Here is a 19,692-nt window from a genome sequence, read left to right on the forward strand (position 1 = left end):
TATGCAGATTGGTACAATGGAAACCATTGAAGTATTGGGTACGGTTGCCTTTGCAATCTCGGGCTCTTTTGCGGCTATGCAGAGAAGACTCGATCCTTTTGGGGTGCTGATCATCGCATTTGTGACTTCCATTGGAGGGGGTACGGTCAGGGATATGCTGCTGGGGGATACACCGGTAGCCTGGATGCGGGATATCAACTATTGTCTGCTGATTCTGTTCACTTCGCTGGCTACAATTTTCTTTAAAACACACATCAGAAAATTTAGAATTACCCTGTTCCTGTTTGATTCCCTCGGACTAGGTTTATTTACCATGCTGGGTATTCAGAAGGGGATTGCATTTGGATTGAGTCCAGGGATCTGTATCGCTTTAGGAACGATTACCGGATGTTTCGGTGGGGTAATTAGAGATACCTTCTTAAACACGATCCCTTTGATTTTCCGAAAGGAAATCTACGCCACTGCCTGTATTTTGGGCGGCTCTCTCTATTTTGGACTCAAGCATTTTAAAATGGAAGATGATATGGCCAATATCTCTGTAATTGCCTTTATCTTTATATTTAGAGTGGTAGTGGTCAAGTACAGACTCACCCTGCCTAAATTCGGATATTAGTTTTTAGGCGCTTCTTTTACAATCACAAAAACATCCTCATTGTCTTTCTTCATGAAGTATTTCTCACGTGCAAATTTCTCTGCCATGTTCAGATTGGTGCTCAACTCGCTCAGATCTTTCTTTACCTGTGCAGTTTCCTTTTCATAGAAATCCTTTTCTTCCTGAAGTTTGTGCACCTCAGAACGGAATTCGTATTGAGATACCATGTCATTCCTGTCGAAAAACAACATCCATACGATGAAGGCCGCCACAGACAGGAAGTATTTATTGCGTATTAGTTCCAGCAAACGTTCCATGATACAAAGATATAAAGATATGAAAGTACAAACCTATGAAAATATGAACACAATGTGCATAAGAATGTGATATACCCGGAAAAACAAAAACCGGGATACTTAAAAACAAAAAAACATCCGAAGGTTTAACGCTCCGGATGTTCTTTTTGTATGATTTGCAGGTTTTTTACATACGTACAAAATAAATGTCATTTGAGGACAAAAACACTTTATTTTGTGAAGCAATCCTGCTCACAACAAGGTAATGAATGAAACCAATTGGCTCATTCAATTCACTATTTTTTGAAATATTTGAAGTCTTTACCGATGAAACGTGCTGCAGAACCTAGTTCTTCTTCAATACGTAACAATTGGTTGTATTTTGCAATCCTGTCTGAACGTGAAGCAGAACCTGTTTTGATCTGACCACAGTTTAAAGCTACTGCTAAATCTGCAATCGTAGTATCTTCAGTTTCTCCACTTCTATGAGACATTACAGAAGTATAACCATTGGTTTGTGCCAGGCTAACTGCATTGATTGTCTCTGTTAAAGTACCGATTTGGTTTACTTTTACTAAGATAGAGTTTGCAGTTTTCTTGTCGATACCGTCTTGTAAACGAGTTACATTAGTTACGAATAAATCATCACCAACCAACTGAACTTTATCGCCAACTCTGTCTGTTAACATTTTCCATCCATCCCAGTCATTTTCATCCATACCATCTTCAATAGAGATAATTGGATATTTTTCCGTTAGCTGTGCAAGGTATTCTGCTTGCTCAGCACTGGTACGGATCGCACCTTTTTCACCTTCAAATTTAGTATAGTCGTATTTACCGTTCACGAAGAACTCAGAAGCAGCACAGTCAAATGCTAAGAAGATTTGCTCTCCTGCTTTGTAACCTGCTTTTTCAATTGCCTGAATGATCGTCTCCACTGCATCTTCCGTGCTGTCGAATGTTGGTGCAAAACCACCTTCATCACCTACAGCAGTAGAAAGACCACGGCCATGTAAGATTGCTTTTAAGTTATGAAAAACTTCTGTTCCCCATCTTAATGCTTCAGAGAAAGATGACGCGCCTACTGGCATGATCATGAATTCCTGGAACGCGATAGGCGCATCAGAGTGAGAACCACCATTCACGATGTTCATCATCGGGATAGGTAAAATGTTCGCATTCACACCACCGATATAACGGTATAAAGGCTGACGGCTCTCTTGAGCTGCTGCTTTAGCAACCGCTAAAGAAACACCTAAAATCGCATTTGCGCCTAAGTTTGCTTTGTTGTCTGTTCCGTCAAGTTTGATCATTAAGTTGTCAATTGCATTTTGTTCAAATACATCAACACCTCTTAATTCATCAGCGATTTTATCATTTACGTTGGCAACGGCTTTTAAAACACCTTTACCCAAGTACACAGACTTGTCGTTATCACGAAGCTCTACCGCTTCATGCATACCTGTTGAAGCACCAGAAGGTACTGCAGCACGACCAAGAACGCCATTTTCGGTCATTACATCTACTTCAATAGTAGGGTTCCCTCTTGAATCGAGGATTTGTCTGGCATGAACATCAATTATTAAACTCATTTTTATTGGATTTTATTTTGTTAGTCAGCCTTAGTGTAAATCTTACAATTACTATGGCGATATCCAAAGTTAAAAATTAAACACAAAAAAGCCGTAATTAATTTAATTACGGCTTTTAAAATGTTATATAATTAGTTTATAGCGACTTAAAAAACGGCTGACCTATGGTTTTGAGGCAAAAATAGCTTTATAGACCAATCCGGCGAGTATTGCACCAGCAATAGGGGCTACCCAGAACAGCCATAATTGGCCTACAGCTTCTCCACCTACAAATAGCGCCTGACTGGTACTTCTAGCAGGATTTACAGAAGTATTAGTTACTGGAATGCTGATTAAATGGATCAGCGTTAAGCTCAATCCAATAGCTAAACCGGCAAAGCCTTTAGGAGCCCTGTCGTCTGTAGCGCCCAGAATAACGAGTAAAAAGATAAAAGTCATGACTACTTCGCAAACCAATGCTGCAACCATGCTGTACTTGCCGGGCGAATGCGCTCCGTAGCCGTTGGTTGCAAAACTTCCGATTTCGCTGCCATTGCCAGTGGCGATCACATAGAGCACAGCAGCGGCTAAAATACCACCTAAAACCTGGGAAATAATATACGGGATCAGGTCTTTGCCATCAAAGCGGCCGCTCATCCATACGCCAACAGTGACTGCCGGATTAAAATGTGCACCGGAAATGTGTCCAACAGCATAGGCCATGGTCACTACCGTTAAGCCAAAAGCGAGCGCAACGCCCAGGAAGCCGATACCGGCACCAGGAAAATTGCAGGCCAGTACGGCGCTTCCGCAACCGCCAAGCACCAGCCAAAAGGTTCCAATAAATTCTGCAGCTAGTTTTTTCATTTTTTTAAGGTTTTTGTTGTTCGTTAATTTATACAGGAATTTACTAACATGTTTTTAATATTCCTAATGTGATTTTTTTGGTGGTATTTGATTGATTGTCAGATGTCTATGTGCCTATTTTTTTTGTATTTTAAGGCTGTTTTTCGCTTTTTTTGTCGCGCATTCTGAGGATTGATTTCAGCTGTTTTAGCCTGAAATTGTAGCCTGTTTTTGACCTGTTCCGACAGGTTTAATCAAAAAAAAAGCGTCCTTCCTTTCGGAAGAACGCTGAGTATGTTTTGTTTTGATAAGATTTGAAAAACCTGTTGCCAGATTTTACAAGCCAGCTATTCCCATTTAAATACTTTGACGGCCACGGCATAAATCCCGATACCCCATACAATCATGATCAGGATCTGGTGTTTTACATCCCATAATCCAGCACCTTCAAAAGCAACTTTTCTCATGGCATCGTTTAAATAAGTCAGCGGTAATGCCCTGCTAATAGGTTGTAACCATTCAGGGAAGGCATCGATAGAGAAAAATGTACCCGACAATAAGAATTGCGGTAAGGTAATGATGTTGGAAATAGGAGGGATGGTGCTTTCACTTTTAGCAATTCCAGAGACGACGAATCCAAAACCCATAAATACGATCAGGCCGATGATGGCCAGGATTAACATATTAATGACGGTAATTGCGCCATGAACCAGGGTGAAATGGAAAAAGAAATGACCAATCATGATGATAAATACGGCACCCAATAAGGCAAATCCAATCCTGGCAATTCCTTCACCGAAAACAATGCTTGATTTTCTCACCGGTGTGGCGAAAAAACGTTTGATCACCAGCGTCTGACGTAAATTGAAAAATACAAATGCAGTTCCGAATACACCTGTACTCAACAGAGAGAAGCCAAGCTGTCCCGGAAGAATAAAGTCGATGGTACGGTAAATACGACCCTGTACAGTGCTTTCGTTCAATTCTGCCACAGTTGGCATCATATCTTTGGAATTTAAGTTGTACATCAGGTTATGAATCACTGATTTCAGGACATTTCCTTTGTCTATAGAAGCGGAGGTATATGCTACCTTGGCTTTATAAGCAGGTTTCTCCGCTGTATTTTTTTCTACATGGATGAGGCCATCAATGCTGCCTTTCTCCAGATCTGTTTTAATTTCTGTGGCGTCTTTATCCCTGATCAGGTGTACTACCGGGTTTTCTTCCAGCGCCACAATGATCGGATTGTGCAGGTCAGAACCTGGTGCAATGGCCAGGTCGACTTTTATGCCGCCTTTGCCAAGAAATCCAAATACCAGGATAAAAACCAATGGGAAAGCCAGTGTAAATACTACGGCTGATGGGCTACGCATGATCGAACGGAAACTTGCTTTCGCAAGTGCCATGGTAGCTTTAGTATGATTGTAAGGTTTGCTCATGTTCTTATTAATTGTCTTCACGCCATTCTTTGCCAGTGAGCTGGATGAAAACATCTTCCAGATTGGCTTTTTTAACTTCTTTTTTTCTTTCAAAACCGGTGCTGATCAGCTGGTCTATCAGGTTGTCTGGCGTGTCTAATGCAATGATTTCTCCACGTTCTACAAAGGCAACGCGGTCGCACAATTGCTCTGCTTCATCCATATAATGGGTGGTGAGGACTACGGTAGTGCCGTTTTTTCTGATCTCGATGATTAAGTCCCAAAGGTTACGTCTGGCCTGTGGATCCAAACCAGTGGTTGGTTCATCCAGGAAGATGATTTTTGGAGCATTAATTAGGGTAGTGGCAATCGAAAAACGCTGTTTTTGTCCGCCGGAAAGCGCTTTATACTTGGCTTTGGCTTTATCTTGCAGGTTAACCTTTTCCAGCATTTCCATCGGGTTGATGTCTACGCCATATAATCCGGAAAACAATTCCATCAGCTCTACGAGGTTTAGATTAGGGTAGTATCCTGCAGCCTGTAGTTGTACACCAATAATTCTTTTGATCTTATTGGCTTCTTTATCGACATCATAACCATCTACCAGGATCTCTCCTGAAGTTTTCTCACGAAGGGTTTCTATGATTTCTAAGGTGGTGGTTTTTCCGGCTCCATTCGGACCTAAAAGTCCAAAGATTTCGTTTTGATACACATCAAAGCTGATGCCTTGTACTGCGGTAAAGTCGTCGTATTTTTTTACGAGGTTCTTCACACTAATGATGGCATTGGTGTTGTCCATGCTATAAATGTAAGAAGGTTTAGAAGGAATAGAAAACCTAATCCTGCTAAACCTTCGAATATAACGGTAAAATGATGTTTTATAGATAAATGGTCCTAATTACCAGGCCAAGTCATTTTTGATCATTTCAATGAAATCATCAAATAAGTAACGTGAGTCATGTGGACCTGGAGAAGACTCTGGGTGGTATTGTACCGAGAATGCTTTTTTACCTTTCACACGGATCCCTTCGATACTTTGATCGTTCAGGTTCAAGTGGGTAATTTCTACTTTATCCGATTTTTTCACTTCTTCAGCAATTACACCGAAACCATGATTCTGAGAAGTAACTTCACAGTGGTTTTTGATGATATTTTTTACTGGGTGGTTCAATCCTCTGTGTCCATTAAACATTTTCATGGTACCAATACCGTTAGCTTCCGCTAATAACTGGTGACCTAAGCAGATTCCGAACAATGGTTTGTCGGCCGCAAGTATTTGTTTTACAGTTTCAATTGCATAAGGCATTGCCGATGGATCACCAGGGCCGTTAGAGATAAAGTATCCGTCTGCATTCCATTTGTTCATTTCTTCAAAGCTGGTTTTAGCTGGGAATACCTGAACATACATATCTCTTGCTTCGAAGTTGCGCAGGATGTTCTTTTTAATTCCAAGGTCTAATGCTGCAACTTTATAAGTAGCGTCAGGGTTGCCATAGAAATAAGGTTCTTTAGTAGACACCTGAGAAGACAGTTCCAGACCGTCCATAGATGGAACTGCTGCTAATTTAGCTTTCAATTCTTCAAGATCAGTGATCTCTGAAGAGATGATGCCGTTCATTGCACCTTTATTTCTGATGTGACGTACCAAAGCACGAGTGTCAATATCTGAAATTCCTACAATGTTTTCATTCTGAAAATAGTCCTGAATAGACTCTGATGCTTCTTTACGGCTAAATCCGATGTTGTAGTTTTTACAAACCAGACCTGCGATTTTGATGCTGTCAGACTCAATTTCTTCTCTGTGGATTCCATAATTCCCAATATGTGCATTGGTGGTAACCATGATCTGTCCGAAGTAAGAAGGATCAGTGAAAATTTCCTGATATCCAGTCATTCCTGTATTGAAACAGATTTCTCCGGTCGTTGTGCCGATTTTTCCCGCAGCTTTTCCGTAGTAAACGGTGCCATCAGCCAATAACAAGATTGCAGGTAACTTGGTGTAGTTAGTCATTGTGTGTATAAAAATGAGAAATTATGGTGAAAAAAGAGAAAAACGATGGATCATGCGTGATTTTGATATCACTTCTGTAGTTAACAAATGTGCTGTTAAGTAACCCCTTCATTTCGGGATACAAAGATACATTTTTGAGGTTTTAAATCAAGGATTTTTTTCACATTCTGTCACAAAAGCAATTAAACTCGCTTTATTTCGGATGTAAAAAGTAATTTTGCCCAAACTAAAATATAAAAAAAGATGTCTGTAAATAAAGAAGTAAAACGGATCACGACCCATATTTTGCAAGCAATGAAGCAAAATGGTGAAAAGATTGCGATGTTAACTGCTTACGACTACTCGATGGCAACCATCCTTGATGATGCTGGTTTAGATGTTTTATTGGTTGGAGATTCAGCTTCCAACGTCATGGCAGGTCATGAAACTACCTTGCCGATTACCTTAGATCAGATGATCTATCACGCGCAATCGGTGGTTAGAGGTGCTTCACGTGCTTTAGTAGTAGTGGATCTTCCTTTTGGATCTTATCAGGGCAATTCTAAAGAAGCGCTAGTTTCTGCCATCAGAATTATGAAAGAGTCCGGTGCCCATGCGGTGAAGATGGAAGGTGGAACGGAAATCGTTGAATCTGTACAAAGAATCATTACTGCAGGAATCCCTGTAATGGGACATTTGGGTTTAACTCCTCAGTCTATATATAAGTTCGGTACTTACACAGTAAGGGCCAAAGATGAAGCGGAAGCTTTGAAATTGAAAACAGATGCGCTTGCTTTACAGGAAGCAGGATGTTTTGCCGTGGTATTGGAAAAAATTCCGGCGAAATTGGGTAAAGAAGTATCAGAATCTTTAATTATCCCTACGATTGGAATTGGTGCAGGAACGGATTGCGACGGACAAGTATTGGTGGTAAATGACATGATTGGTTTAACAAAAGGGTTCAAGCCTCGTTTCTTACGCCAATATGTGAACCTGTATGATGGTATTTTAAATGCCGCACAGTCTTATATTAAAGATGTGAAGTCGAGTGATTTCCCGAACGAAAAAGAGCAGTATTAAGTTTTATAAGCAGGGCTTTAACCAGCTCCAGACCTACAGATGCCAATAACAGCAAAAGATATACTTTATGAAGACAACCACCTGATTGCGATTAATAAACGCGCAGGTGATATTGTACAGGTAGATGAAACAGGGGACGAGCCCCTGGATGAAAAGGTAAAAAAGTACCTTGCCAAAACCTATAATAAGCCAAATAGTGCTTTCCTTGGCGTAGTACATCGTTTAGACCGTCCGGTAAGTGGCGTGATCTTGTTTGCAAAGACAAGCAAAGCCTTGGAACGGATGAATGCGATTTTCAAAAACAGAGAGGTAAAGAAAACTTATTGGGCAGTGGTGAGAAATAAGCCGGCACAGATTTCTGGAACTTTAGTGCATTGGCTGGTAAAGAATCCACAAAAGAACGTGGTAACACCGCATAATGTAGAAGTACCGGGCAGTCAGCGTGCGGAATTGAGCTATCGTCTGATTGGAGAACTGAACGGTTATTACCTGATTGAGGTAGATCCGCTCACTGGAAGGTCGCACCAGATCAGGGTACAGCTTTCTACGTTAGGATGTCCGATTGTAGGGGATAACAAATATGGTTACCCAAGAGGAAGTAGGAAAGGCAGCATTTGCCTTCATGCCCGCAGATTGCAATTTCTTCACCCGGTGAAAAAAGAACCGGTCAATATTTTCGCAAAGCTTCCGGTGGATGGCTTCTGGGAAAAGTTTGAAAATATGTAATATTTAAGCAGCGCTGCTGCTGTAAACCCCAATAAGCTGATGCGATAGATAGGAGCGTTAACTTATTGGGGTTTTTTATGCCTTTTCAAGCTTTAAGACTAGTTGCAAGGTTTAGGGCTAAAGACAACGTTATTGTCGAACTTCAGCTGTGCGCGGTTCTCAAACCTGTATTTTCCTTTTTCTTCTTTGACCGGGCCGTAGCCTTCGTAGAATTTACCATCCTTTTTAAGGAGCACAATTTCCCTCACAGATCTTAGGCCTTCCGAATCAAAAGTGTATTCTGCAATTAAAGTATCCCCTTTCATTTCTCCGGAAAGCGTGCCTTTATTGGCATCTTTTTCCCAAATGTGGTAATCCAGAAAGCCAGTGATTTCTTCACCATTGGTACGTAGCTGCATGGAAGCGGTATCTTTGTTTTTAATATATTCGTAGCAGTGGATCGAATGCTCAGGCTTGTCGTTGGTTGCGGTAAAAGTGGTGTCCACTGCAATGATTGCAGAAGAGTCTGTCAATTTTTTATCTGCCTGATTACTGGTGCAGGAAGCCATCATGGCAGCTAGGCCTGCAAATAATAAGAGATGTTTATTCATTTTTTTATGATTTGATTTCTTAGTCTACTGCAATTGGCCTGCCAAAAAGTACAAGCTTTAAAACAGCTGAACCAGAGATCATAGCATCTGAGGATACAGAAAGAGGGTGACCATAATTAAATGATACACCCCCCTAAACTGATTTGATGATGGTATGGCTTATAAAATAAACCCATGACCAATATTATTTAGCTCTTGGCTTGCTGTTCCAGACATAAGTTCCAGCAGAACCTGCGGCAAGTGTAGTACTTACCACCTGGCCATTGTATTTAATGTTGAAGGTTTGTGCCTCGTCACTGTTATTCATCGTCACTAATACTAGTTTTCCTGCGGGTGTTTTATAAGCAACGTTCTGGATTTTATCGTTTTGATTTGAAGCAATACGTACAGAACCAGTAGGTACGAATTTAGAAGTCTGACCGATTGAATAGAAGGCGATGTTTTTGCTCCAGGTTTTACCATCTACAGTAATTGCACCTAAACAGCTGGTACAGCCACCATCTGGCGTAAATGGACGGTATTGTGGATCTGCTGCAAGGTTCCATTCCAATACGGTTTTACTCCAATTTCTTGGTGCACCAATCATTAAGGTGGCAACATGCCATTTTAGGTCCTTGGCGAAATCACCAGGGCCACCTACCCATTGCTCTGTAAAATAGATGTTTTTGTTAGGGAAGGCTTCATGCACTTGTGATAAAGCAGAGATTTGTCCGCCATATAAGTGGAAAGCAGAACCATCGATGTACTGGTTAGCTTCCGGATCTTTTAAGATCGTGATTGGATAATCCGGACGATCTGCATTATGATCATAAATGATAATTTTAGTTTTGATGCCTGCGGCTTTAAATACTGGACCTAAAGCAGTTTTCACGAAGCTGGCCTGATCCTGTGGTGTCATGTACATGCTTGGGTTGTTGCCCGGATGTAATGGCTCGTTTTGGATGGTTACCGCATCAATGACGATGCCTTGTGCTTTCATTGCCTCAATATATTTCACGAAATATTTGGCATAAACCTGATAATATTCAGGTTTTAAACTACCACCACGGTAAGCTTGATTGTCTTTCATCCAGGTAGGTGCCGTCCATGGAGAACCCATGATCTTGATTTTTGGATTGATGGCAATGATTTCTTTTAACATAGGAACCAGGTCCGTCATCTCTTTTGCAATAGAGAAGTTTTTCAGTTCCGGGTCAGTTTGTCCTTTTGGCATTTCATTATAAGTGAAGGTTTCTGCACTTAAATCTGAAGCACCAACGCTCAAACGCAGGTAACTAATGCCAATCCCATTTCCGTCCGTAGAGAAAATCTCTTTTAGCATTGCCTTTTTCTCTGCAGTAGGAAGTCCGTTCATCAAGGTAGCACTTCCACCGGTTAAGGTATAGCCAAAGCCATCCATGGTTTGGAAAGTCTGCTGCTCATCTACTACAATATTGATGTGGTTATTCATCGCTGTAGAGAAATGTAAAGGTGTTTTTTGCTTTTGCAATAGGGCAGAGCGATCGCCGCTGGTGATCCATGATTCCACGCCAGTAGTTACTGGTGTTTCTTTTTTACTGGCACATGAACTCAATGCCAGGGCAGCAATCACGCTTAAATTTAATAATCTCATAGATGCTATAGCTAATTAAGGGATGTAGTTAAAATTGATTTTTTGATCTGCAATCTGAAGGGTAAATTCTCCTTCTTCCGTGATCGCTTTGCTTTCTGTATTGATGAAAGCCAGGTCTTCCGGTTGAATTTTAAAAGTAACCGTTTTTGTTTCTCCAGCTTTCAGGTCGATTTTCTCAAATCCTCTCAAACGTTTCACATCTGGAGTGATTAAGGTGGCATATAAATCTGAAGTAAATAGTAATACACTTTCTTTACCAGCTACTTTACCAGTGTTGCTTACGTTTACAGTAACCGTCAGCGTTTCTCCTTTTTTAAGGGTATTGCTGCTCAATTTCAATTGGTCATATTTGAAGGTAGTATAACTCAAACCAGCACCAAATACGTATTGAGGGTTATAATCCGCATCATAATTGTAAACACCTTCTGTGGTGCCTTTATTTTCTGATGGTTTATGGTAATAGGTAAACAAGGCGTTAGGGAATTGTGGGTACGTATAAGGCAGTTTTCCTGAAGGATTAACTACACCATACAGTACATCTGCAAGGGCATCACCACCGAAGTTACCCGGAAGGTAAGTCTGCACTACAGCAGCCATTTTCTTTTCAAATTTGCTGATCACACGTGGACGGCCTTCATTCAATACCAGGATTACTTTTTTACCGGTTGCCGCTAGTTTCTGCGCCAGTTCTGTTTGTAAATCCGACAGGTATAAATCGTTCATATTACCCGGAGATTCTGTATAAGAGTTTTCTCCAAGGCAAAGCACGATGACATCTGCATCTTTCGCTGCAGCAATGGTTTCGTCCATTTTATCTGCATAATCCTCATAATATTTGCCATCCATTTTATAGCTCACACCTGGAAAGTAAGTTACGTTTTCTTTTCCTGCTTTATTTTGCAAAGCTTTCAGGATGGTATTGTATTTAGCGGCAAACTCTTCCACTTTTTCCCCTTGCCATGAGTAAGTCCATGCTCCGTTTAAGGTCCTCATAGAATTGGCATTCGGGCCAGCAACCAGGATTTTTGTTCCTTTCGCCAATGGCAGGATCTGATCTGTGTTTTTCAATAAGGTGATCGATTCTGCTGCGGTCTGATAGGCTGCGTTTTCAAATTCCTTGCTGCCGAATTTCGGGTAGTCTTTAGGATGGGTAGTTGGTTTATCAAATAGGTTCAATTCATATTTTACCCATAAAATTCTTCTTACGGCATCATCAATACGAGATTCTTTAACTTTTCCTTCTTTCACTAAAGCCAAAAGGTTATCGCAGAAAGTCTCGTAGTTATAAGCGATCATCGACATGTCGATACCGGCATTAATAGCCAGCATAATCGCTTCTTTGTCGTCTTTCGCAATGCGATCTCTTTTGTAAAGGTTTTCAATATCACCCCAATCGGTCACTACTAAACCTTTGAAGTTCAATTCTTCTTTTAATAATTCCGTTAGGATATGGTAATTGGCATGAACCGGAACACCATTGATGATCCCAGAATTGATCATAATGGTTTTCGCACCTGCATCAATTGCCGCTTTAAAAGGAGGTAAATGGTACTCTCTTAATGCTTGATCTGAAATAAAAGCAGGAGTTCTGTCTTTTCCTGAAACCGATACCTGGTAACCCAGGAAGTGCTTGATCGAAGAAGCTACTTTTTCCGGATGTGAAACTTTGCCATCTTCACCTTCGTAACCTTTTACTGCGGCTACACCCAGTTCTTTAATCAGGTAAGGATCTTCTCCGAAACTTTCCCACTGACGAGGGAAACGCGGATCAGAACCTACGTCCAATAGCGGGGCAAAGTTCCATGGAATAGCGCTTGCGCGGGTTTCATAAGCAGTAATTGAAGCACCATTTTTTACCAGTGCGCGGTTAAATGTAGCTGCCTGACCAATTTGCTGTGGGAACATTGTTGCACCAACCGTATAGGTAGCACCATGGATTTCATCTACACCATAAATCACCGGGATTTTGTTTGGTGTTTGTTTCATCGCCACATTCTGAATCTTACTGATGATGTTATACCAAACCTGCGGGGTTCTTGCTCTGTTGTTTGAAGTATTTAAGATAGAACCAACATGGTATTTTACCAATACTCTTTGTAATTCTTTCTCGTCTAAACCGAAAGGTTCATCGCTTTCATAGCGTCCTTTTCCTTTTCCAACGACATCCAGTGTAATTTGGGCCATTTGTCCGACTTTCTCTTCAATCGTCATTTTTTTTAACAAGGCTTCTGCTTTTGCCTGGTTGTTATTTTGAGCGATAGCCGTACCAAAAGTACTGGAAAGCAACAATAAGGATAGGGTTGTTTTTAGTGTCATTTGTGTATTTAAAAAGGGAGCAATTGATATTGCTCCCGGTAAAAATTATTTGTTGATGGCCGTATTTCTATCTTGTTCTTTCTGCGACATCGGCAATAAGATTTTGTCGGCAGTAAGGTTATAGTTTAGCGATGCGCCATTTCCGTCTTTCTGTGCGTTCATCACCTGGATGGCACGATTGGTGCGGACCAGGTCATACCAGCGCTGTCCCTCAAAAGCAAGCTCCAGACGACGTTCTTTTTCAATTGCCAAACGCATTGCCGCCTGATCTGCTGCTGGAGTAGCACCAAGGTTCACACGGTTTCTGATTTGATCTACCAATGGTTTTGCCTGCGCCCAGCCACCTGGAGTTAACTCATTTAGTGCTTCCGCTTTTAACAAGATAATATCTGCCAAACGAAGGAAATAGATATTCGTCTGGTCATCATTTCTGTATTTATTGATGTAAGGATATTTCGCTTTTGGCCAAAAGGTATCGCTCCAGCCTTCCGAAGTAGTATTCAGGAATTTGATGCTTGAATTTTTACGGATCTGATCACCTTCTGCATCAAATGCTGCAGCAAGATCGTTAGTTGGGGTACAGAATTTTTTCCATCCGCCACCTACAATCACACTCGGCATCCAGTTTCCACGTTTATTGGCGCCATTGCCGCCATCAAACTGCATTTCCCAGATAGATTCTGAATTGTTTTTGTTAGTCCCTGTAAATAAACCATCATAGCTGCCAAATAAAGTGTATCCACCGCCAATAACCGCATCTGCATACTGGTTTACTTTTGTCCAGTCTGGGTTGGCTTTAGAGGCATATACTTTAGCCAATAACGCATTGGCTACACCTTTAGTGAAAATCCCCTTATTAGGAGCTGTCGTTCTGGTGTTGGCGAGCGCATATTCCAGGTCTTTAATGATCTGTTCGTAAACTACTGCTACACTAGATCTTGGAACCTGCATTTCTGCCTGATTGGCTGGTGTTTTTAGTACAATTGGTACCGGACCCCATAAACGTACTAGGTATAAGTATAGATAAGCCCTGATTCCGGCTGCTTCTCCCAGGATTTGTGATCTTCTATTGCCTTTATCTAATTCAGGATCTTGAATAAGGGGTACATTTTCTAATACCTCATTTGCATTTTTAATCTGTGAATACAGTTCTGACCAGTCTCTTTCCAGTACTTCATTGGTAGAGTTTACCCGAAACTCATCCATTTGAAACATCGCAGGGTTATCACCGCCAGCATAAGCGTTATCAGCAATCACATCCCCATTGAGCATGAAATCCCAGATGTGGGTATTGTTGTACATTCCTCCATAAGCACCTCCAAGTAGCTTTTCGGCCCCTTTAAGGTCTACAAAAGCCTCTTCCGGCGTTTTTTGGTTGAAGGGGGTTTTATCTAAAAAATCTTTTTTACAGCTGGTTTGTAGCCCGATAGTCAGGGCTGCAGCTGCTAAAATTGAATATAATTTAATTCTCATGTCTATTTGTTATTAAAATCCAACGTTTACACCTAAAAGGAAGCTTCTGCTTTGTGGGTAGGTGCCATAATCCACACCCATACTTGGGCCGTTTGCGCCATACTGACTTACTTCAGGATCCAAGCCTTTGTATTTTGTGAAGGTTAGGATATTGTAGCCAGTCACAAATACGGTAAGTCTGCTCATGTTCATACGGGCTAAGAAAGCATCACCGAAATTGTAAGAAAGGGTCGCGGTTTTTAGACGCAGGTAGGAAGCATTTTCTATGAATCTGCTGGAAGTAAGTGAGTTCTCGGTTTTTCCTTTTTCCGATCCTGGAATACTTCCATTCGTGTTTTGCGGCGTCCAGCGGTCTAATACAGTAGCAGACTGGTTTTTAGAGTCGTTAAGACCTTCTAAATCAATTCTGGAAGCATTGAACATCTGGTTACCCTGAACACCCTGGAAGAAGATGTTTAGTCCGAAATTACCATAACGGAAGTTATTGGTCATCCCATAGATGAAATCAGGTTGTGCTGAGCCGATAAAAGTTCTGTCATCCTTTACATCAATTTTACCATCGTTGTTCAGGTCTTCATAAGTTGCTTTACCTGTTGCTGGATCTACGCCTGTATATTTTAGACCATAGAAACTGCCCAATGGTCTGCCTGGAACCACACGAACAGCTGCAGTACGGGAGGAAATACCACCGAAATCTAATGATGGGGTAGAAGTACCTAAACTGGTTACTTTGTTTTTGTTGAAAGAGATGTTCATATCTGTAGACCAGCTGAATTTCTCTTTATCTACGTTTTTAGTGGATAATGTAAACTCCATCCCTTTGTTTTCCATAGAGCCTACATTATAGGCTTGTTCTGCAAAACCTGCCGATGGTGCTAATTGTACTTTGATCAATAGATCATTGGTTTTTTTCAAATAAGCGTCAGCCGTGAAAGTTACCCTGTTATTGAACATGGTTAAATCTAAACCAATATTGCTCTGCGTGGTTGTTTCCCAGGATAGACCCGTGTTTTTCAGGTTGGTCAGGTTATAATCACCCTGTGCATTTTCTTCATAAAGTTTCATCCAGGCATAGTCACCGATTCCTTCATCGTTACCTACTTTACCCCAGCTACCTCTGATTTTTAAATCGTTGATGGTTTTGCTGTCTTTCAGGAAGTTCTCACCAGAGATTCTCCATCCCGCAGATGCAGAAGGGAAATAACCGAAACGCTGCTCATCACTGAATCGCGAAGAACCATCGGCTCTGAAGTTTGCGCTCAATAAGTATTTGCTATCATAAGCATAAGTTACTCTGGTTAGGTAAGATTGCTTAGCCCATTGTGCTCTTTGAGGAACTTTAGGAACGACAACTGGCTTGTCATTTTTCTGATCAGTTTGTGGCTTATAGAACCTGTTTTCTTCATATTCTACGTAGTTGTAATCTGAAGATTGTAAGGTATAACCACCAGTTGCTGAAAATGCATTTTTACCAAAGTTTTTGGTATAGGTCAAGATGTTTTCATTCAGCCATACATTGTCGTTGGTTTTATTGTTTCTATAAATTCCACCTTCTGCACGTCCGTAAGTGGTTTTGAAGGCATCAAGGTTATAGTCATAATAATTCTGATTCACATTGGTACTGATTGTTGATTTGAAAATCAAATCTTTAGTGAATTTGATCTCTCCACCGAATGATCCGATAAAACGGAAGTTTCTGCTTTTATTTTTCGCACCATAAGCCTGGGCAATTGGATTGTCCCATCCACCAGAGTTTGGAATAGTGGTATATGTGCCATTCGGATTGTAAATACCAATGGTTGAAGGCGTAGTTAAAGCCGCTAAAATGGTACCTCCACGTGCAACACCTGCATTATCGGCTACATCAATAGAGTTTCTTGCGGTTAAAGCTGCGGTTCCAGTGAATTTTAACCATGGTGTAGCTACTTGTGAACCGTTAAAGTTAACTGTATATCGGTCCAGTTGTGCGGGAGCTACAATACCTTTGTCTTGTTGGTAGCCGGTAGAAAGGTAAAAATTGCCACCATTGCCACCACCAGATAGGGATACCTGATATTGGTTTTGTTTACCTGTGCCGAATGTTTCTTTTTGCCAGTCAGTATTGCTGCCATCGCCATAAGAAGTATAGCCCATTTCTTTCATCAAATCAATATATTGATCTGCATTCAGTACATCTTGTTTGCGCCAGAAATTCGAAATGCCAGTAAAAGCATTGAATTCCACTTTTACTTTGCCAGAAACACCTTTTTTAGTAGTGATTAAAACTACACCATTCGCACCGCTTGATCCATAAATGGCTGCTGCGGCTGCATCTTTCAAAATGGTTAAAGATTCTATGTCATTTGGGTTTAGGAAACCTGCATTTCTGGAAGTTACCCCGTCAATTACATATAGCGGACTGTTTGAAGCAGTGATGGAAGTATTTCCACGAATGCTGATTGCAATCTCTGCACCTGGTTTACCAGATTGTGCGGTAACCTGTACACCTGCCGCTCTACCTTGTACTGCTTGTAAAGGATTAGTGATGGGCTGATTTTTCAGGTCTTTAGAAGATACCGTGGTCACTGCTGTGGTCAGGTCCTTCTTGGTGGCAGTACCGTAACCGATCACGACCACCTCATTTAATTCATTATTGTCTTCGGATAGATTTACGTTCACAGTGGTGTTATTGTTCACCGCCTGCTCAATAGTTTTATAACCAATAAAGGAAAAAACCAACGTCGCATTGCCTGGGGCAGTCAACGTATACTTTCCATTATTGCCGGTCATTGCACCTTTAGCTGTTCCTTTAATTTTAACAGAAACACCTGGAAGCGGCAGACCTTTTTCGTCTTTCACCTCTCCCTTAACGTTAAGCTCCTGGGCCATACTCACAGAGATGGTACAGAGTAAGCTAAGGATAAAAAGAGTAAACTTTTTTCTCATAATTTTTGCTTTTGTTTAATGAATTTGATGTGATAAAGTTAACGTTGATTTTATGTTAAATCCTAGTGATTGGAAGGTTTTATTTTTGCTAAATCATTGATAATTAGGTTATTGAGTCGGTTTTGATACGCTTTAGTACCCTGGTTTGAAAATGGGCTTAAGTGTTGATAGACAGGGTGTAGTGTTGCTGTTCAGGCTTAGGCCATTACCTGATCTGATACGCTTAAGTACCCTTATCTTAAACACGTAAAAAAAATGTTAAATTACAGGATGGTATCCTGTGGGAGCGTTAAAAATCAGAATGATCAGGGGATTTTTAGTCTAAAACCAGCTGACTCCAGCCGTTTTTGCTGGCTTTTTTAAGCTGAGCTTTTCGCTCCTCCATCACTTGTTTGATACCGGATCCATAGGTCCAGCAGGTGCTTTGACGGATGCCCAGGATCTCCGATAATTTGTGAGAAGAGATTTTTCCCTTAGAAGAGTAAACCAGGAAAACCATATAGAAGGCCTTCACAATTGGGATACGGGTATTGTGGAAAATGGTGAAGCTGGTTACGGATTCTTCATAACCGCATTTGCTGCATCTTCTGCTATAGGCGATGTGTCCACTGTAAAAATGATCGTTCTTACATTTCCTGCAGTGGTAGCCGTTTTTCCATTTTAGTTCAGACAGGAATAGGTTGCAGCTTTCCTTATCCGGATAGATTTTGCTGAATTCTTCAAAGTCTACATCGGTAGACATTACCCGGTCGCGCGTTACCTTTTCTACATTGGTTTGCAGCTCCTGATTGTCCTGCTCCAGCAAAGTATTCATCCTGGAAATCTCCTCCGCCTGTTGTTTTAGCCGGTCGTTGGCATCCAGCAATTCTGCATTTTTTGCCTCAATAATTAGGGATTTATGATATACTTCCCTGGTACGTTCTTCTACCTGACTTTCCAATTCCTGATTTAAGGTGTCTTTTAGCTTCACATTCTCCGCCATAGAACGGATCATCTGACGGTGCACAATGTCTTTTTTCTTTCTCAAAATACTCACCTTATCGCCAATGGCAAAAGACAGAAATACCATTTCGAGGATAAAGCAGAAGCTGAGGCTGTAATAACTGATGGCTCCGAAGTTTAAAAAAGAGAAATGGAGCATAATGAAGAACTTCAGCAAGAAGCCTAAAAACAGGAAACTATACCCCAATACGAAGAATCGGGCCGGGAGATAACCTTGTCGGTAAATGTAAATACCAGTAAAAAAGGCCACCGACAAAGGAATGGCATCGAGAAATTTATAGCTGAATAGGTTTTGATTAAACACCAGACAGTATAAAAACCATAGGGTACGGAGGGCAATTACACCTAAAATCAGACGATTTAATTTTGGTGCTTTAGACTTGACAAATAACAGTTCCCGGGTAAAAAGCAGGGCAAAAATACTGACTGCATATAAGGCTACGGCATAGGCGGTCTGGTTCCATACAGGCTGATTTGGCCATAAATACTGATAGGCGATGCCATCAGTACTCATTTCAAAGAAGCCAACACTCAGATTGTAAAGTACATAATATAGGTATTGCTTCTGGCGCATAGCAATAAACATGATCAGGTTGTAAAAACTGAACACCAGGATCATTCCATAGAAAATACCAAAGTAAAAGTATTCGTCCAGAGCGTAGGAAATGAACCAGTCTACCGAGCGCAGTACGATAATAGCGTCACCAATTTGTGACGACTGAATCTTAAAATAATAGGTTTGTACCTCGTCATTATCGTTATTTAGATAGAATTCGAAGTTTTTATGGTGCAATTTCCTGCTGTAGAAAGGAAACTGATCGCCAAATTCTTTTACTTTATAACTGCCATCTGCCTGGGGGATATAAGCGGTAACATGGTCTAATGTCTGATCAAAAAATTCCAGCAAGAAGTACTTCTCTGCCTTACTGTTATTTTTAATATTGATCTTGAACCAATAGACTTTATTTAATTTAGTGGTTTGAGGGGTGCTGGTTTTACTGGGTTTAAACTGCTGAGAGATGGCTTTACTGCGAATCTGGTCAAAAGTAAGCTTCCCGGAAGTATCCGAAAGGACCTCAATCTGTTTAAAGGAAAAGATGTGCTGGTCAATTTTGTCGTTTATTTCTACAACTTCCTGTGCCCTTAAATCTTTGCTTGTAGCAAAGGAAAGTAAGATGATCAGGAAAATCGCTTTAAATAGAAATAAGAATTTTGAAGACATAAGGGCACACCGCAAATTAAATTACGGCGCGAA

Annotated in this window: 15 protein-coding genes; 3 read left to right on the forward strand and 12 right to left on the reverse strand. The window is 40.9% G+C overall.

Annotation, left to right across the window (positions count from 1 at the left end; translation table 11 throughout):
- Position 1: 1 nt before the first annotated feature.
- The gene (locus K7X70_RS13495) at positions 2-613 is read left to right on the forward strand and encodes a trimeric intracellular cation channel family protein (RefSeq protein ID WP_222537552.1); all 612 of its coding nucleotides are present in this window, start codon (positions 2-4) and stop codon (positions 611-613) included.
- Here K7X70_RS13495 and K7X70_RS13500 read toward each other — a convergent pair.
- The 6 genes from K7X70_RS13500 to carA form a co-directional block, all read right to left on the reverse strand.
- Positions 610-909 (reverse strand): FtsB family cell division protein, encoded by a 300-nt coding sequence (locus K7X70_RS13500; RefSeq protein ID WP_187665887.1) that lies wholly within the window; start codon positions 907-909, stop codon positions 610-612. The genes K7X70_RS13495 and K7X70_RS13500 overlap by 4 nt on opposite strands.
- A gap of 275 nt (positions 910-1,184) precedes the next feature.
- Positions 1,185-2,480: a phosphopyruvate hydratase gene (gene eno / locus K7X70_RS13505; RefSeq protein WP_187665888.1), complete on the reverse strand. Its 1,296-nt coding sequence runs from the start codon at positions 2,478-2,480 to the stop codon at positions 1,185-1,187.
- Between the two features lie 162 nt (positions 2,481-2,642).
- Positions 2,643-3,326: an aquaporin Z gene (gene aqpZ, locus K7X70_RS13510; RefSeq protein WP_222537553.1), complete on the reverse strand. Its 684-nt coding sequence runs from the start codon at positions 3,324-3,326 to the stop codon at positions 2,643-2,645.
- A gap of 326 nt (positions 3,327-3,652) precedes the next feature.
- Positions 3,653-4,744, reverse strand: coding sequence for an ABC transporter permease (locus K7X70_RS13515; RefSeq protein ID WP_222537554.1), 1,092 nt, complete (start codon positions 4,742-4,744; stop codon positions 3,653-3,655).
- Positions 4,745-4,751: 7 nt separating this feature from the next.
- Positions 4,752-5,522, reverse strand: coding sequence for an ABC transporter ATP-binding protein (locus K7X70_RS13520; RefSeq protein WP_222537555.1), 771 nt, complete (start codon positions 5,520-5,522; stop codon positions 4,752-4,754).
- 99 nt (positions 5,523-5,621) lie between these two features.
- Positions 5,622-6,734 carry a glutamine-hydrolyzing carbamoyl-phosphate synthase small subunit gene (carA, locus tag K7X70_RS13525; protein ID WP_222537556.1) on the reverse strand — a complete coding sequence of 371 codons (1,113 nt, stop codon included), beginning with the start codon at positions 6,732-6,734 and terminating at the stop codon, positions 5,622-5,624.
- Between the two features lie 243 nt (positions 6,735-6,977).
- On the opposite strand from carA, the gene panB reads away from it, so the two are divergent.
- Together panB and K7X70_RS13535 are read left to right on the forward strand one after the other, a co-directional pair.
- Positions 6,978-7,793 carry a 3-methyl-2-oxobutanoate hydroxymethyltransferase gene (gene panB / locus K7X70_RS13530; RefSeq protein ID WP_222537557.1) on the forward strand — a complete coding sequence of 272 codons (816 nt, stop codon included), beginning with the start codon at positions 6,978-6,980 and terminating at the stop codon, positions 7,791-7,793.
- Between the two features lie 39 nt (positions 7,794-7,832).
- Positions 7,833-8,519: an RluA family pseudouridine synthase gene (locus K7X70_RS13535; RefSeq protein WP_222537558.1), complete on the forward strand. Its 687-nt coding sequence runs from the start codon at positions 7,833-7,835 to the stop codon at positions 8,517-8,519.
- A gap of 98 nt (positions 8,520-8,617) precedes the next feature.
- On the opposite strand, the gene K7X70_RS13540 is transcribed toward K7X70_RS13535, so the two are convergent.
- From K7X70_RS13540 to K7X70_RS13565, 6 genes are all read right to left on the reverse strand, one after another.
- Entirely contained in the window at positions 8,618-9,109 is a 492-nt protein-coding gene (locus tag K7X70_RS13540; RefSeq protein ID WP_255607179.1) for a hypothetical protein, read from the reverse strand.
- Between the two features lie 184 nt (positions 9,110-9,293).
- Complete coding sequence (locus K7X70_RS13545) at positions 9,294-10,721, reverse strand: glycoside hydrolase family 30 protein (protein ID WP_222537559.1); 1,428 nt, start codon at positions 10,719-10,721, stop codon at positions 9,294-9,296.
- 15 nt (positions 10,722-10,736) lie between these two features.
- Positions 10,737-13,037, reverse strand: coding sequence for a glycoside hydrolase family 3 N-terminal domain-containing protein (locus K7X70_RS13550; protein ID WP_222537560.1), 2,301 nt, complete (start codon positions 13,035-13,037; stop codon positions 10,737-10,739).
- 45 nt (positions 13,038-13,082) lie between these two features.
- Complete coding sequence (locus K7X70_RS13555) at positions 13,083-14,510, reverse strand: RagB/SusD family nutrient uptake outer membrane protein (protein ID WP_222537561.1); 1,428 nt, start codon at positions 14,508-14,510, stop codon at positions 13,083-13,085.
- Between the two features lie 12 nt (positions 14,511-14,522).
- Positions 14,523-17,435: a SusC/RagA family TonB-linked outer membrane protein gene (locus K7X70_RS13560; RefSeq protein WP_222537562.1), complete on the reverse strand. Its 2,913-nt coding sequence runs from the start codon at positions 17,433-17,435 to the stop codon at positions 14,523-14,525.
- A 316-nt stretch (positions 17,436-17,751) separates the two neighbouring features.
- Positions 17,752-19,659, reverse strand: a complete 1,908-nt coding sequence (locus K7X70_RS13565; protein ID WP_222537563.1) for a 7TM diverse intracellular signaling domain-containing protein — start codon at positions 19,657-19,659, stop codon at positions 17,752-17,754.
- Positions 19,660-19,692: the final 33 nt, after the last annotated feature.

The sequence above is a fragment of the Pedobacter polysacchareus genome (assembly GCF_019802255.1).
GTDB lineage: Bacteria > Bacteroidota > Bacteroidia > Sphingobacteriales > Sphingobacteriaceae > Pedobacter > Pedobacter polysacchareus.